Annotated in this window: 9 protein-coding genes; 7 read left to right on the top strand and 2 right to left on the bottom strand. The window is 70.3% G+C overall.

The genetic code is table 11. The features are described 5' to 3' along the window. The first annotated feature begins 246 nt into the window (after nt 1-246). Entirely contained in the window at nt 247-3,330 is a 3,084-nt protein-coding gene (locus AB0N66_RS05690; protein WP_365429182.1) for an AAA family ATPase, read from the top strand. A 47-nt stretch (nt 3,331-3,377) separates the two neighbouring features. After that, on the top strand, nt 3,378-3,704 hold the full coding sequence (locus AB0N66_RS05685) for a DUF6191 domain-containing protein (RefSeq protein WP_365429482.1): 327 nt from the start codon (nt 3,378-3,380) through the stop codon (nt 3,702-3,704). 55 nt (nt 3,705-3,759) lie between these two features. Here AB0N66_RS05685 and AB0N66_RS05680 read toward each other — a convergent pair whose 3' ends face one another. Beyond that, entirely contained in the window at nt 3,760-4,944 is a 1,185-nt protein-coding gene (locus AB0N66_RS05680; protein WP_365429179.1) for a PQQ-dependent sugar dehydrogenase, read from the bottom strand. A 194-nt stretch (nt 4,945-5,138) separates the two neighbouring features. Continuing rightward, nucleotides 5,139-6,146 carry an aldo/keto reductase gene (locus AB0N66_RS05675; RefSeq protein WP_365429176.1) on the bottom strand — a complete coding sequence of 336 codons (1,008 nt, stop codon included), beginning with the start codon at nt 6,144-6,146 and terminating at the stop codon, nt 5,139-5,141. 76 nt (nt 6,147-6,222) lie between these two features. Here AB0N66_RS05675 and AB0N66_RS05670 point away from each other — a divergent pair, with 76 nt between their 5' ends. From AB0N66_RS05670 to ilvC, 5 genes are all read left to right on the top strand, one after another. After that, nucleotides 6,223-7,176 carry a 2-hydroxyacid dehydrogenase gene (locus AB0N66_RS05670; protein WP_365429173.1) on the top strand — a complete coding sequence of 318 codons (954 nt, stop codon included), beginning with the start codon at nt 6,223-6,225 and terminating at the stop codon, nt 7,174-7,176. A gap of 478 nt (nt 7,177-7,654) precedes the next feature. Further along, nucleotides 7,655-10,645 carry an EAL domain-containing protein gene (locus AB0N66_RS05665; RefSeq protein ID WP_365429170.1) on the top strand — a complete coding sequence of 997 codons (2,991 nt, stop codon included), beginning with the start codon at nt 7,655-7,657 and terminating at the stop codon, nt 10,643-10,645. Nucleotides 10,646-10,873: 228 nt separating this feature from the next. Beyond that, the gene (locus tag AB0N66_RS05660; RefSeq protein ID WP_365429167.1) at nt 10,874-12,730 is read left to right on the top strand and encodes an acetolactate synthase large subunit; all 1,857 of its coding nucleotides are present in this window, start codon (nt 10,874-10,876) and stop codon (nt 12,728-12,730) included. Nucleotides 12,731-12,750: 20 nt separating this feature from the next. Further along, nucleotides 12,751-13,278, top strand: a complete 528-nt coding sequence (ilvN, locus tag AB0N66_RS05655; RefSeq protein WP_365429164.1) for an acetolactate synthase small subunit — start codon at nt 12,751-12,753, stop codon at nt 13,276-13,278. A 115-nt stretch (nt 13,279-13,393) separates the two neighbouring features. Beyond that, entirely contained in the window at nt 13,394-14,395 is a 1,002-nt protein-coding gene (gene ilvC / locus AB0N66_RS05650) for a ketol-acid reductoisomerase (protein WP_365429161.1), read from the top strand. Nucleotides 14,396-14,465: the final 70 nt, after the last annotated feature.

Here is a 14,465-nt window from a genome sequence, read left to right as displayed (position 1 = left end):
GACGGCCGCACAGGGGTCGGCCGTGCTCCCGGACCAAGGGCCGGCGTCCCGGCAAGTGAATCAATGGCCGCCGTCGTGACAAATGGATCGACGGCGGCCGTTGTGACAAATGGATCGACGGCGGCTGTCCTGGAAACTGGATTGACGGCGGCCGTCCCAGCAACGGGATTGACGGCGGCCGTCCCGGCAACCGGATCGACGGCCGCCCTCCCGATAACCAGTGCCGCACTGTCAGACCGCTGTGCGATGCTCGGGCCAATGGAGACCAGGTCCGTCAGCCCAGTGTTCGTCGGACGCGCCGAGGAGCTGGGCGTGCTGCACGACGCGCTCGCCCGCGCCGCCGCGGGCGAGCCGCAGGCGTTGCTGCTCGGCGGTGAGGCCGGGGTCGGAAAGACCCGCCTGATCGAAGAGTTCGCCACCTCGGCCGGACGCGAGGGCGCGATCGTCGTGTGCGGCGGCTGCGTCGAGATCGGCGCCGACGGACTGCCCTTCGCCCCCTTCTCCACGGCCCTGCGCGCCCTGCGCCGCCTCCTCCCGGACGAGCTCACCGCGGCTGCCGCCGGTCAGGAGGACGAACTGGCCCGGCTGCTGCCCGAGCTGGGCGAGGCCAGCCAGGGGCGGCGGTACGAGGAGGAGGGCATGGCCCGCCTCTTCGAGCTCACCGCCCGCCTCCTGGAACGCGTCGCGGCGAACCGCACGGTCGTCGTCGCCCTCGAAGACCTGCACTGGGCCGACGCCTCCACCCGTCACCTCCTGGCCTACCTCTTCCGCACCCTGCGCAGCGGCCGGCTCGTCGTCGTCGCCACCTACCGCGCCGACGACATCCACCGCCGTCACCCGCTGCGTCCCCTGCTGGCCGAGCTGGACCGCCTCCGCACGGTCCGCCGTGTCGAACTGGGCCGCTTCAGCCGAGCCGAGGTCGGCCGTCAGATCGCCGGGATCCTCGCCCACGAACCCGACCCGGGCCAGGTCGACGAGATCTTCGAACGCTCCGACGGCAACGCGTTCTTCGTCGAGGAACTCGCCGTCGCCTCCGACCAGGGCTGCCGTACGGCGCTCACGGACACCCTCCGCGACCTGCTCCTGGTACGCGTCGAAGGCCTGCCCGAGAGCTCCCAGCGGGTCGCCCGGATCGCCGCCGAGGGCGGCTCCACCGTCGAGTACCCGCTGCTCGCCGCCGTGGCCGGGCTCGCCGAGGACGACCTCATCGAGGCGCTGCGGGCCGCCGTCGGCGCCAACATCCTGCTCGCCTCACCCGGTGGCGACGGCTACCGCTTCCGCCACTCCCTGGTCCGCGAGGCCGTCAGCGACGACCTGCTGCCCGGCGAACGCTCCCGCTTCAACCGGCGCTACGCCGAAGCCCTGGAGGCCGACCCGACGCTCGTACCGGCCGACGAGCGCCTCACCCGCCTGGCCAGCTACTGGTACCACGCCCATGACGCGGCCAAGGCCCTCCCCGCCGTCCTCGACGCCTCGGTCGAGGCTCGCTGCCGCCACGCCCACTCCGAGCAACTGCGGCTCCTGGAGCGGGCGATGGAGCTGTGGGACGTCGCCTCCGACGCCGTACGGGCCGACCTGCGCCCCGTCGACTACGTGGAGGTCTATCCTCCCCCACTGCCTGAAAGGCGTGGGGGGACCCCCAGCGGCTGCGACCCGGCGAACACACCCCTGCGCTATCTCGACCTGATGGCGGAGGCAGCCGTCGCGGGCCGGCTGTGCGGGGAGCGCGAGCGCGCCCTGAAGATCACCAAGCGGGCGCTGCACCTCCTGGAGGACGAGGGCGATCCACTGCGCGCGGCGTGGTTCTGGGTCCAGCGATCCCGCCTGGTCCAGGCGCAGGCCCGCGGCGACGGCTGGCAGGAACTCGGCACCGCCCAGGAACTGGTACGCGGCCTGCCCCCGTCGGAGGTGCACGCCGACGTCCTGTCCAACGTCGCCGCCTGGTGCATGCTGCACGAACCGGGACCCGGGGCCTTCTCCGCCGCCGAGCGCGCCGTGGAGTACGCGCGCATGGTCGGCGCCCGCGACATCGAGCTGAACGCCCGGCTCACACTCGGCGGCCTGATGGTCGACGCCGGCGACATCGAGGCGGGCCTCGCGGAGCTGTACGAGGTCAAGGAGCGGGTGAACCGGCACGGCGCCTCCCTCGTCGTGGGCCGGGTCCACATCAACCTGCCCTCCCATCTGGAGTCGCTGGGCCGCTCTCGCGAGGCAGTCTCGGTCCTGCGAGAGGGCGTTGAACTCGCCAAGAGAAAGGGCCTGTTGGACACCGAGGCCTATGTCTGGGGCAACTTCTCGGAGTCGCTCGACTCGCTCGGGCAGTGGGACGAGGCCGTCGAGGCCGCAGGGAAGGCGCTACGCATCGGGCTCAGCGGCAAGGCGTCCGGCGTCGGCACCATCCGGCTGTCCCAACTCGCGCTGGCCCGAGGTGATCTCGCCGAGTCGGGACGTCGACTGACAGCCACCCGCGCCCACTTCGGCACCCACGACCCCATGCCCCAGCACGCTCTCCCGTTGCTGAGCACCGCGATCGGTATCGCCGCCGCCGAAGGCCGCATCCTCGACGCCCGCGCCGCCCTGGAGGAGGGCCTGAGCGTGGGCTTCCCGCCCGGCACCCAGCGCTACGGTTGGCCGCTGCTGCTCGCCGCCGCCACCGCGGAGGCCGACGCCCGCGGGCTGCCCGTCGCCGAGGCGGGCCGCGCCGAGACGGTGGAACACCTCCGCTCGGCCGCCAAGTCCCTGGTAACCGGCGCGCCCCTCTGGCTCGCGTACGAGGAGTGGGTGCGCGCCGAGCTCCGCCGCGCCGAGGGGGTGACCGCCCCGCAGGACTGGTGCGAGGTGGTCACCGCCTTCGAACCCCTGGAGCGCCCCTACGACCTCGCCCGCGTCCGCCATCGCCTCGCCGATGCCCTGCTCGCCTCGGGCACGGACGACGACGACCGTGCCCGCGCCACCGAACTCCTCCGCCTGGCCCGGGCCGCCGCCGACCACCTCGGCGCGCGCCCGCTCGCCGACGCCGTCGCGCTGCTCGCCCAGCGGGCCCGCCTTGTCCTGGGCCGCGCCTCCGAGCCGTCCGCCCCGGCCCCTGTAGACCCCGCGGTCGCACTCGGCCTCACCAGCCGTGAGCGCGATGTCCTGCGCCTCGTCGCCGCAGGCCGCAGCAACCGCCGGATCGCCGAGGAACTCTTCATCTCCCCCAAGACGGCCAGCGTCCATGTGTCGAACATCCTCGCCAAGCTGGGCGTATCCGGCCGTGGCGAGGCGGCGGCCATGGCCCACCGCCTGCGGTTGTTCCCGCCCGAGACCCCCGCCGCCCAGGCTGTGGGCTGAGGTTTACGCTGTAGGGGATCCGGGCCGAGGGAGGCGCCGTGTTCAACATGTTCGAGGAGCTGTTCGCACCAGGCCGCAAGCACACCAACGACGAACGCAAGCGCCTGGAACTGAGCCGGGTGGACCTGAACGACGGTGACCCCGGCCGCGGCCCCATAGACCTGTCCTCGGGCAAGGTGGTCGTACGACCACCGGTGCCCGAACCGGCGACTTCTCAGAGCCCGGCCGTGGACGCGACGGAGGCCACGGAGGCCGTGGACGCGACGGAGGCCACGGAGGCCGTGGACGCGACGGAGGCCACGGACGCCGTGGACGCGACGGAAGCCACGGACGCGACGGAAGCCACGGACGCCGAGGAGCCCGACGAGGACTGAGCGGCCCATCACGGCATCTTCAGCTCCGCAATCACGTCACCTCCAAGCTTCGCAATCACGTCACCTCCAGCTCCAGAATCCTGTCGTCCCCCGCCCCGGGGCTGCCCCGCCCGTCCGTCTCGCTCGTCACCAGCCAGAGCTTGTCGCCGCCGGCGGAAACCACCGTCCGCAGGCGGCCGTAGTCACCCTCCAGGAAGGACTGCGGGTCGGCGGAGGCCTTGGTGCCGTCCAGGGGGATGCGCCACAGTCGTTCGCCCTTGAGACCCGCCATCCAGATGGAGCCCTCCGCGTAGGCGATGCCGCTGGGGGAGGCGTCGTCCGTGTGCCACTGGGCGATCGGGTTCAGATACTTGGAATTGTCGCTCTCGCCCTCGACCACCGGCCAGCCGTAGTTCCCGCCCGGCTTGATCTGGTTCAGCTCGTCCCAGGTGTCCTGGCCGAACTCGGCGGCCCACAGCCGCTGCTTGTCGTCCCAGGCGAGGCCCTGGACGTTGCGATGCCCGTACGAGTAGACGACCGAGTTGTCGAACGGATTGCCCGGCGCCGGCTCGCCCTCCGGGGTCATCCGGAGGATCTTGCCGCCCAGCGACTTGGTGTCCTGGGCCAGACCCGTCTGACCCGTCTCACCCGCCCCCGCGTACAGCATCTTGTCCGGGCCGAAGGCGATCCGGCCGCCGTTGTGGATGTACCCCTTGGGGATGCCCTTGAAGATCGTGTCCGGCGAGCCCAGCTGGTCCCCGGACGGCTTGTTCTCGTCGTACAGCATGCGGACGATGCGATTGTCCGACACCGTGGTGAAGTACGCGTAGACCAGATGGTCCGAGGCGTAGTCGGGGGAGAGCGCGATCCCCAGGAGGCCGCCCTCTCCCTCGGGGGCCACCCCGGACACCTCGCCCAGCTCCGTCTTCTTGCCGCTCTCCCCGTCGACCCGCGTGATCGTCCCCTCGTCCCGGGAGGACACCAGCAGGTCGCCCTCGGGCAGCGGTGCCAGGCCCCAGGGGGAATCGAGGTCCTCGGTGACGGTACGCACGACCTTCACCGAGCCCTTGGCGGGCGGTGTCTCCTCGGCGGCCTGCTCGGAGGACGAGGCCCCCGGCTCCGTACTGCCGCCGTCACTGCTGCTCGGCGACGTGCTCCCGCCGCCGTCCGCCGTCCCTCCGTCGTCGGAGGAACAGCCGGACGTCACCAGAAGCGCGGCCGCGGCCAACACGGCCGTCACCACTCGTCGTTGCACGATCATGGAGTCCCTTCGACGCGGCGGTTCTACTGTTCATACACCGCTCGCGTCCCACGAGTTCCCGATCACGGACAAACAAATCCGGCCACGTGACTCATGGCCACGTACTGATCGCCAGGTACGCCCGGTTGTCCGCCAGGCGCTCCGGTTGTCCGCCAGGCGCTCCGGCTATTCGCCAGGGCCTCCGGCAGCGCGGCCTACTCCCAGGATCCCTGCGCCCCCGGCAACCCCGCCACCTCCGCCAGATCCTCCGCCGTCAGTCCCAGCCCGGCCGCCCCCGCGTTCTCCGCGACCCACCGCTCCCGCTTGGCCCCCGGCACCGGCACCACGTGCCGCCCCTGCGCCAGCACCCAGGCCAGCGCCACCTGCGCGGGCGTGACAGCGTGCTCGTGGGACCCGTGCCGCCGGGCGACGCGTCGCAGGCCGACGACGATCGGCTGGTTCGAGGCCATCATCTCGGCGGTGAAGCGGGGGTGCCGGGCGCGGACGTCGTCGGGCTCGAAGCCCTCGCCGGGGGTCAGTGTGCCGGTCAGGAAGCCGTTGCCGAGGGGCATCGCCGCCAGGAAGCCGACCCCGCGGGCCGCGCACCACGGCAGCAGCGCGTCCAGCGCCTCCGTGGACCACACCGACAGCTCGGCCTCCACGGCGCTCACCGGGAAGACCTGCTGCACCCGCTCCAGCTGCCTGATCGTTCCGTCGTGCAGCCGTGCCCCCGAGCGGCGGGCGGAGCGCGCACCCACCGCGCACAGCCCGAGCGAGCGCACCTTTCCGGCCGTCACCAGCTCCGCCATCGCACCCCAGGTCTCCTCGACGGGAATCTCGGGGTCCGCGCGGTGCAGCTGGTAGAGATCGATCACGTCCGTCTGGAGCCGGCGCAGCGAGGCGTCGCACGCCCGCTTCACATAGCCAGGGCGGCCGTTGGCCACGATGTGCTGTTCGCCCACCAGCAGGCCGACCTTGGTCGACACGAAGGCCTCGGAGCGCCGCTCCTTCAGCACGCGCCCCAGCAGCAGCTCGTTGGTGAAGGGGCCGTACATGTCGGCCGTGTCGAGCAGCGTCGAACCCCGGTCGAGCGCCGCGTGCACCGCACGGAGCGACTCCTCACCGCGCTGCCGCGAACCGGTGTACGCCCAGCTCATCGGCATGCACCCGAGCCCGATCGCTCCCACGCCGAGCGCCGCCGCCCCGACCGTCCTGCGCTCCACCTGGCCGTAACCCTCCCTCTTCTGGCACCCCAACCTAACCTCTGTGCGTCCCGGCGCCTGACATAGCCTCTTGAGCATGACTTCAGACGTATGGCTTCCCCTTCGCGCCGAGGAGATCGACGGGCTTCCCGAGGGCCTCAACTACCGCTACTGGAATGGTGACCAGGAGTTTCCTTCGGATCCGGCCGATTGCGAGTTCTATGTCGTGCCCTACATGAAGCCGCCCGCCGTCTCGCAGCGGCCGATGTCCGAAATGACCTCGGTACGGGTTCTGCAGACGCTCTCCGCCGGTGTCGACCACGTCCTGCCGAGCCTCGAAGTCCTGCCCGCCGGCGTGCAGTTGTGCAACGCGCGCGGGGTGCACGAGGCGAGCACCGGCGAGCTTGCCCTCGCGCTGATCCTCGCCTCGCTGCGGGGCATCCCCGCCTTCGTGCGAGCGCAGGACAAGGGGGAGTGGAAGTCGGGGTTCCACCCGGCGCTGGCCGACAAGTCCGTACTCATCGTGGGCTACGGGTCGATCGGGTCCGCCATCGAGGACCGGCTCACTGCCTTCGAGGTCGCGCGGGTGGCGCGCGTCGCGCGCTCCGCGCGCACCACGGAGCGCGGCCCTGTGCACGCACTCGCCGAACTGCCCGCCCTGCTGCCCGAGGCCGACGTCGTCGTCCTGTCCACGCCTCTCAACGAGACCACCCGCGGCCTGGTGAACGCGGACTTTCTCTCCCACATGAAGGACGGCGCCCTCCTGGTGAACGTCGCCCGCGGTCCCGTCGTCGACACCAAGGCGCTCCTCGCCGAGCTGGAGAGCGGCCGTATCACCGCGGCCCTCGATGTCACCGACCCCGAACCGCTGCCCCAGGGGCACCCGTTGTGGCAGGCGCCCGGCGTGCTCATCAGCCCCCATGTCGGCGGACCTACGTCCGCGTTCCTGCCGCGCGCCAAGCGGCTCCTGGTCGCCCAGTTGAACCGTTTTGTGAACCGGGAGCCGCTGCGGAACGTGGTGCTTACGACGAGCGCGCAGGCCACGTCATGACGGGCGCCTAGCGCCGCTCGCAACGGGCGCGTGGGTCTGTTCACAACGGGCGCGCAGGTCCGTTCACCACGGGCGTGCGGGCCATCTCGCGTTCGCTCCCCGTCCGCTTTTGACACCCTCCGCAGTTCTCCGAATGCGGGCAGTGCCGACAAACTCCCTGGTCGTCACGGAGCGTAGAGGAACTATGTCCCTGAGTGACGAGACTGGTGTATCGTCCCGACTGGGGCTGCGCCGTGCACCGTTCGGCGGCGGGATGGACATTCGGACTGCGAGGGGGGCGACGGGCGATGCACGGCCTATGGACCAACGATCCGACGCGGCGGGGCCGCCGCCGACGACCCTGGCGCGCGGCCACGCGGAGACGCGGGCAATGCGGTCACAGTTGCCAGGGTGGCCATCACCACCGCAGGCCCAGCGGCCGCCGGAGGCATGCGCACGCGGACCGGCGGGACCCCGGGGCGCGGACCGGGTGGGCCCGGTGAGTTCCCCCGGAGCGCTGCTGACCCGTCGGCCGGTGCTCGGTGGCGGGACAGGCCTGGTCTCGCAACTCGTACTGGCCCTGGTGTGCGCGGGATACGCCGTCGGTTCCGCGCTCGGCTGGGGCTCCGTGAGCCTCGCGCTCTTCATGGGTGACTTCGGACTGAGCGCCGCCGCGGGCGCCGCCGCGGTCTCCTGCTTCCGCTACGGTCAGAGCCGCCGCAGCCGTTTTCGACCCGCCTGGCTGCTGTTCGCGCTCTCCTCCGCCATGGCATGCCTGGGCAACGCCGTCTGGGGATGGTACGAGGTCGTCCTCGACCGCCCCATGCCCAGCCCCAGTTTCGCCGACGTGTTCTTCCTCTGCTTCGCGCCGCCCGCCATCGTGGGACTGCTCGTGCTCGCCAAGAGGCCCGTGACAAAGGCGGGTTGGGTCTGCCTGGCGCTCGACTCCTGGCTGATCGGCGGCTCGTTGCTGACGCTGTCCTGGAGTCTCGCACTCGCCCAGGCGGCGAAGTTCGACGGGCCGAGCGTCGCGCACACCGCGCTGTCACTGGCGTACCCGCTGCTGGATATCGCGCTGGTCAGCATGGTGCTCGCGCTGCACTTCCGGCGCTCGTCGGTGAACCGCTCCGCGGTGAACACCGCGGTCGGCGCGCTCGCCCTGACCGTGATGTGCGACGCCCTGTTCACCTCACCCCTGCTGCACAACGACTACCGCTCGGGACAACTCCTCGACGCGGGCTGGTTCGCCGGCTCGCTGCTCCTCGCGTACGCCCCCTGGGTCGCGCCCAAGCACGGTCAGCCGGGCGCAGAGCGGCATGACACCGACGGGCACGCGCGCGTGGTGCACGAGCACATCCCGGGGCAGCGGCAGGAGGGGCGGCAGGGGCACCCGGGAGCACAGGTGCACGTGCCCCTCCCCGGTGGAGGGCACAGCGACGGCCACGGCACGGGTCACAGCCGATATCCGGCCACCCGTCCCATCGCCGGATCACTGGCCGCGCTCACGCCCTATCTGGCCGCCGCGGTCTGCACCTTGGGGATCCTCTACAACGTTCTGAACGGTCGCAATGTCGACCGCGTGGTGCTCATCACCGCCGGTCTCGTCGTGCTCGCCCTCGTCGTCCGCCAGGGCATCATGCTCCTCGACAACATCACCCTCACCCAGGAACTGGCCCAGAAGGAGAACCACTTCCGCTCCCTGGTGCAGGGCTCAAGCGACGTCATCATGATCGCAGCTCCGAACGGCATTCTGAGATACGTCAGTCCGGCCGCCGCCGGAGTCTACGGACGGGACGCCGACGATCTCGTGGGTTCCGAACTCGCCTCGCTCATCCACCCCGAGGACCTCGGCTGTGTGGTCCACGAAGTACGCCGCTTCCTGGCCGCGAGTCACATCGAGGAGCCCACGACCCGCATCGAGTGCCGCTTCAGATCGGGCGACGGCGGCTGGCTGAACGTGGAGTCCACGGTCAACCGGCACCACGGCGGCCTCATCTTCAACAGCCGTGACGTGACCGAACGGGTGCGTCTCCAGGCGCAGTTACAGCACAACGCCGAGCACGACCCGCTCACCGACCTGCCCAACCGAGCCCTGTTCACCCGGCGCGTCCAGCAGGCGCTCTCCGGTCGTCGCTCCTCCGACCGCGGCACCGCCGTCCTGTTCATCGACCTCGACGGCTTCAAGGCGGTCAACGACACGATCGGGCACCAGGCCGGTGACGAACTCCTCGTCCAGGCCGCCCGCAGACTCCAGGACTCCGTACGGCACGGCGACACCGCCGCCCGCCTCGGCGGCGACGAGTTCGCGGCGCTCATCGTCGGCGACGGCACCCGTGACCGCACCGCCCGAGAGCACCAGATCCTCGAGCTCGCCGACCGCCTGAGGCTCACGCTCTCGCAGCCCTACACCATCGACGGCAACGATGTCCGGGTCGCCGCGTCCATCGGCGTCGGCTTCGCCGAACCGGGTCTGGGCGCGGGCGAGTTGCTGAGAAACGCCGACCTCGCCATGTACCGCGCCAAGGCGGCGGGCAAGGGCCGCGTCGAGTTGTACGCGCCCCAGATGCAGCAGGACGTCGTACGCAGGGCGGAGTTGGCGACAAGGCTGCGCTCCGCGTTGCAGGACGGCGAGTTCACGCTGCTGCATCAGCCGGTGGTCTCGCTCGACACCGGTCGGATCGCGACGGTCACCGCCCAGGCACGCTGGCGGTCCTCCCAGGGCGTGCTGTTCACGCCCGCGGAGTTCCTGCGCGTCGCCGAGGACAGCGACAGGACCGCGGAGCTGGGCCGCTGGCTGCTCCAGGAGGCCGTCGAGCAGGCCGCCGAGCGTGCCGCCACCGGCGTCATGCTGCCTGTCGCCGTCCGGATGAACGCCCGGCGCCTGCTGGACCGCTCCGGGCCCCTCGGCTCCGTGGAGGCCCTGCTGACCCGGCACGGGCTCCCCTCCGGTGCCCTGATCATCGAGCTGTCCGACACCGACCCCCGGGCCTCCCTGGACGAGCTGGAGCGCCGGCTGAACGCGCTGCGGCGGCTCGGCGTCCGGATCGCCTTGGACGGCTTCGGCAGCGGCTATGCCGCCATCACGGCGCTGAGAAGGCTCCCTGTGGACGTACTGAAACTGGACAGGGACCTCGTCGAGGGTGTCGTCGAGTCCGCGCGGCTGCACAAGATCACCAGCGGGCTGCTGCGGATCGCCACCGACCTCGGGCTGCAGTCCGTGGCCGACGGCGTGGACCTCCCGGAGCAGGTCATCGCCCTGCGCGCGATGGGCTGCACCCATGGGCAGGGCATGGCGTTCTCCGCGCCGCTGGACGAGTACCGGCTGCGCAGAGCGCTGTCCATGGGCCACTACCCGGTGCCGCACGGGCCTGTCGAGCCCGTGTTCGCGGGCGGTGGCGGTGCGGGGGTGTACACCGGTGGTGTGCCCGCTGTCTATGGAGGCGGGACCGTCCTCCGCTCACATAATGAGACTCCCGTCCCACCCACTTGACAGTCGGTGCGTGCCGGGGGGAGGGTCAATGCCATGCGCACCCGAATTCTCGTACTTGGAAAGCGCGTCGGCTGAGCTGGGACCCACCGGATCGACAGAACCGGAATCCCCAGCGATCGCACCGGCGCGCTCCCCTCGCTTGCCTCACGGCACGAGGGGTTTTTTGTTGCACTGGCACCAGTCGTACACCGTACAAACTTCGCAAAAACCCTCAGCATCGAGAAGAGAATGCCGATGACCGAGCAGGCCACCGGGGCCCACCATCCGCAGCCGCGGCCCCGATCCGGAGGACAGCAGTCCGCGCCCGAGCAGGTGACGGGTGCGAAGTCCCTCATCCGTTCTCTTGAGGAAGTCGGGGCCGACACGGTATTCGGCATTCCCGGCGGCGCGATCCTTCCGGCCTACGACCCGCTGATGGACTCCAAGCGCGTGCGGCACGTGCTCGTCCGTCACGAGCAGGGCGCAGGTCACGCGGCCACCGGTTACGCGCAGGCCACCGGCAAGGTCGGCGTCTGCATGGCGACCAGCGGCCCCGGCGCCACCAACCTGGTGACGCCGATCGCCGACGCGCACATGGACTCGGTGCCGCTCGTGGCGATCACCGGGCAGGTCGCGTCCAAGGCGATCGGCACGGACGCCTTCCAGGAGGCGGACATCGTCGGTATCACGATGCCGATCACCAAGCACAACTTCCTGGTGACCAAGGCCGAGGACATCCCGCGGACGATCGCGGAGGCCTTCCACATCGCCTCCACCGGCCGCCCCGGACCCGTCCTCGTCGACATCGCCAAGGACGCCCTCCAGGCGCAGACCACCTTCCAGTGGCCGCCCACCCAGGACCTGCCCGGCTACCGCCCGGTGACCAAGCCGCACGCCAAGCAGATCCGCGAGGCCGCCAAGCTGATCACCGCCGCGAAGCGGCCCGTCCTCTACGTCGGAGGTGGCGTCCTCAAGGCGAACGCCACCGCCGAGCTGAAGGTCCTCGCCGAACTCACCGGAGCGCCCGTCACCACCACCCTGATGGCGCTCGGCGCATTCCCCGACAGTCACGAGCTGCACGTGGGAATGCCGGGCATGCACGGTGCGGTCACCGCCGTCACCGCGTTGCAGAAGGCCGACCTGATCGTCGCCCTCGGAGCCCGCTTCGACGACCGCGTCACCGGCAAGCTGGACAGCTTCGCCCCGTACGCCAAGATCGTCCACGCCGATATCGACCCCGCGGAGATCGGCAAGAACCGCGCCGCCGACGTGCCGATCGTCGGTGACGCCCGCGAGGTCATCGCCGACCTGATCCAGGCCGTGCAGAAGGAGCACAGCGAGGGCCGCATCGGCGATTACAGCGCCTGGTGGAAGGACCTCAGCCGCTGGCGCAAGGCCTACCCGCTCGGCTACGAACAGCCCGACAACGGCTCGCTCGCCCCGCAGCAGGTCATCGAGCGCATCGGCCAACTCGCCCCGGAGGGAACGATCTTCGCGGCGGGCGTCGGCCAGCACCAGATGTGGGCCGCGCACTACGTCCAGTACGAGCAGCCCGCGACCTGGCTGAACTCCGGCGGCGCCGGAACGATGGGCTACGCGGTCCCGGCCGCGATGGGCGCCAAGGCCGGCCGCCCGGACCGTACGGTTTGGGCGATCGACGGCGACGGCTGTTTCCAGATGACCAATCAGGAACTCACCACCTGCGCCCTGAACAACATCCCGATCAAGGTCGCCATCATCAACAACGGCGCCCTCGGGATGGTCCGCCAGTGGCAGACCCTCTTCTACAACCAGCGCTACTCCAACACCGTGCTGCACTCGGGTCCCGAGGCGAGCGGCAAGGAGCCGAGTGCCGGCACCCGCGTCCCCGACTTCGTGAAGCTGTCGGAGGCCATGGGCTGCTACGCGATCCGCTGCGAGTCCCCGGACGACCTCGACAAGGTGATCGAGGAGGCGAACTCGATCAACGACCGTCCGGTCGTGGTCGACTTCATCGTCCACGAGGACGCGATGGTGTGGCCGATGGTCGCCGCCGGCACCTCCAACGACGAGGTCATGTTCGCCCGGGACGTCCGCCCCGACTTCGGCGACAACGAAGACGACTGAGAGAGAGCCGAGTCAGACCCATGAGCAAGCACACCCTCTCCGTCCTCGTCGAGAACAAGCCAGGTGTCCTCGCCAGGATCACCGCCCTGTTCTCGCGCCGCGGCTTCAACATCGACTCGCTCGCCGTCGGTGTCACCGAGCACCCGGAGATCTCCCGCATCACGATCGTGGTGAACGTGATCGAGGCGCTGCCCCTCGAACAGGTCACCAAGCAGCTCAACAAGCTCGTCAACGTCCTGAAGATCGTCGAGCTGGAGCACGCCTCCGCCGTTCAGCGCGAACTGGTTCTGGTGAAGGTGCGCGCCGACAACGAGACGCGCTCCCAGATCGTCGAGATCGTCCAGCTGTTCCGCGCCAAGACCGTCGACGTCTCCCCGGAGGCCGTCACCATCGAGGCCACCGGCGGCAGCGACAAGCTGGAGGCCATGCTCAAGATGCTGGAGCCGTTCGGCATCAAGGAGCTCGTCCAGTCCGGCACGATCGCGATCGGCCGCGGCGCGCGCTCGATCACCGACCGGTCGCTGCGCGCCCTTGACCGGTCTGCCTGAGGCTTGAAACGGGCGGCCGGCGATCGTCGGCCGCCCGTATACCGAGACCCGAAAACTTCCCTCACCCCGCCCGCCGTACGGTGGGACGCGACACCGCACACCAAGGAGAACCCCAGTGGCCGAGCTGTTCTACGACGACGACGCCGACCTGTCCATCATCCAGGGCCGCAAGGTCGCGGTCATCGGCTACGGCAGCCAGGGCCACGCCCACGCGCTGTCGCTGCGCGACTCCGGCGTCGACGTCCGCGTCGGTCTGCACGAGGGCTCCAAGTCCAAGGCCAAGGCCGAGGAGCAGGGCCTGCGCGTGGTGACTCCCGCCGAGGCCGCCGCCGAGGCCGACGTCATCATGATCCTGGTGCCGGACCCGATCCAGGCGCAGGTCTACGAGGAGTCCATCAAGGACAACCTCAAGGAGGGCGACGCGCTGTTCTTCGGCCACGGCCTGAACATCCGCTTCGACTTCATCAAGCCGCCGGCCGGCATCGACGTCTGCATGGTCGCCCCGAAGGGCCCGGGCCACCTGGTCCGCCGGCAGTACGAGGAGGGCCGCGGCGTTCCGTGTATCGCGGCCGTCGAGCAGGACGCGACCGGCAAGGCCTTCCCGCTGACGCTGTCGTACGCGAAGGGCATCGGCGGCACCCGCGCCGGCGTCATCAAGACGACCTTCACCGAGGAGACCGAGACCGACCTGTTCGGTGAGCAGGCCGTCCTCTGCGGTGGCACCGCGGCGCTGGTCAAGGCGGGCTTCGAGACGCTGACCGAGGCCGGCTACCAGCCGGAGATCGCGTACTTCGAGTGCCTCCACGAGCTGAAGCTCATCGTCGACCTCATGTACGAGGGCGGCCTGGAGAAGATGCGCTGGTCCGTCTCCGAGACCGCGGAGTGGGGCGACTACGTCACCGGCCCGCGCATCATCACGGACGCCACCAAGGCCGAGATGAAGAAGATCCTCGCCGAGATCCAGGACGGGACCTTCGCCCGTGAGTGGATGGCCGAGTACCACGGCGGTCTGAAGAAGTACAACGAGTACAAGAGCCAGGACGAGAAGTCCCTCCTGGAGACCACCGGCAAGGAGCTCCGCAAGCTCATGTCGTGGGTCAGCGACGACGACGCGTAAGCCGTACGCGGAAGGGGTCGGAGCGGGCTGCTCCGACCCTTTCCGTGAACCGCCGGTAACGCCTGGAAAC

The organism is Streptomyces sp. NPDC093544 (assembly GCF_040683495.1).
Classification (GTDB): Bacteria; Actinomycetota; Actinomycetes; order Streptomycetales; family Streptomycetaceae; genus Streptomyces.
This window is presented reverse-complemented; position numbering and strand designations above follow the sequence as displayed.

Coding starts and splice junctions, on each gene's coding strand:
- AB0N66_RS05690 (WP_365429182.1), top strand. CDS start 247: ATGCTCGGGCCAATGGAGACCAGGTCCGTCAGCCCAGTGTTCGTCGGA.
- AB0N66_RS05685 (WP_365429482.1), top strand. CDS start 3,378: ATGTTCGAGGAGCTGTTCGCACCAGGCCGCAAGCACACCAACGACGAA.
- AB0N66_RS05680 (WP_365429179.1), bottom strand. CDS start 4,944: ATGATCGTGCAACGACGAGTGGTGACGGCCGTGTTGGCCGCGGCCGCG.
- AB0N66_RS05670 (WP_365429173.1), top strand. CDS start 6,223: ATGACTTCAGACGTATGGCTTCCCCTTCGCGCCGAGGAGATCGACGGG.
- AB0N66_RS05660 (WP_365429167.1), top strand. CDS start 10,874: ATGCCGATGACCGAGCAGGCCACCGGGGCCCACCATCCGCAGCCGCGG.
- ilvN (WP_365429164.1), top strand. CDS start 12,751: ATGAGCAAGCACACCCTCTCCGTCCTCGTCGAGAACAAGCCAGGTGTC.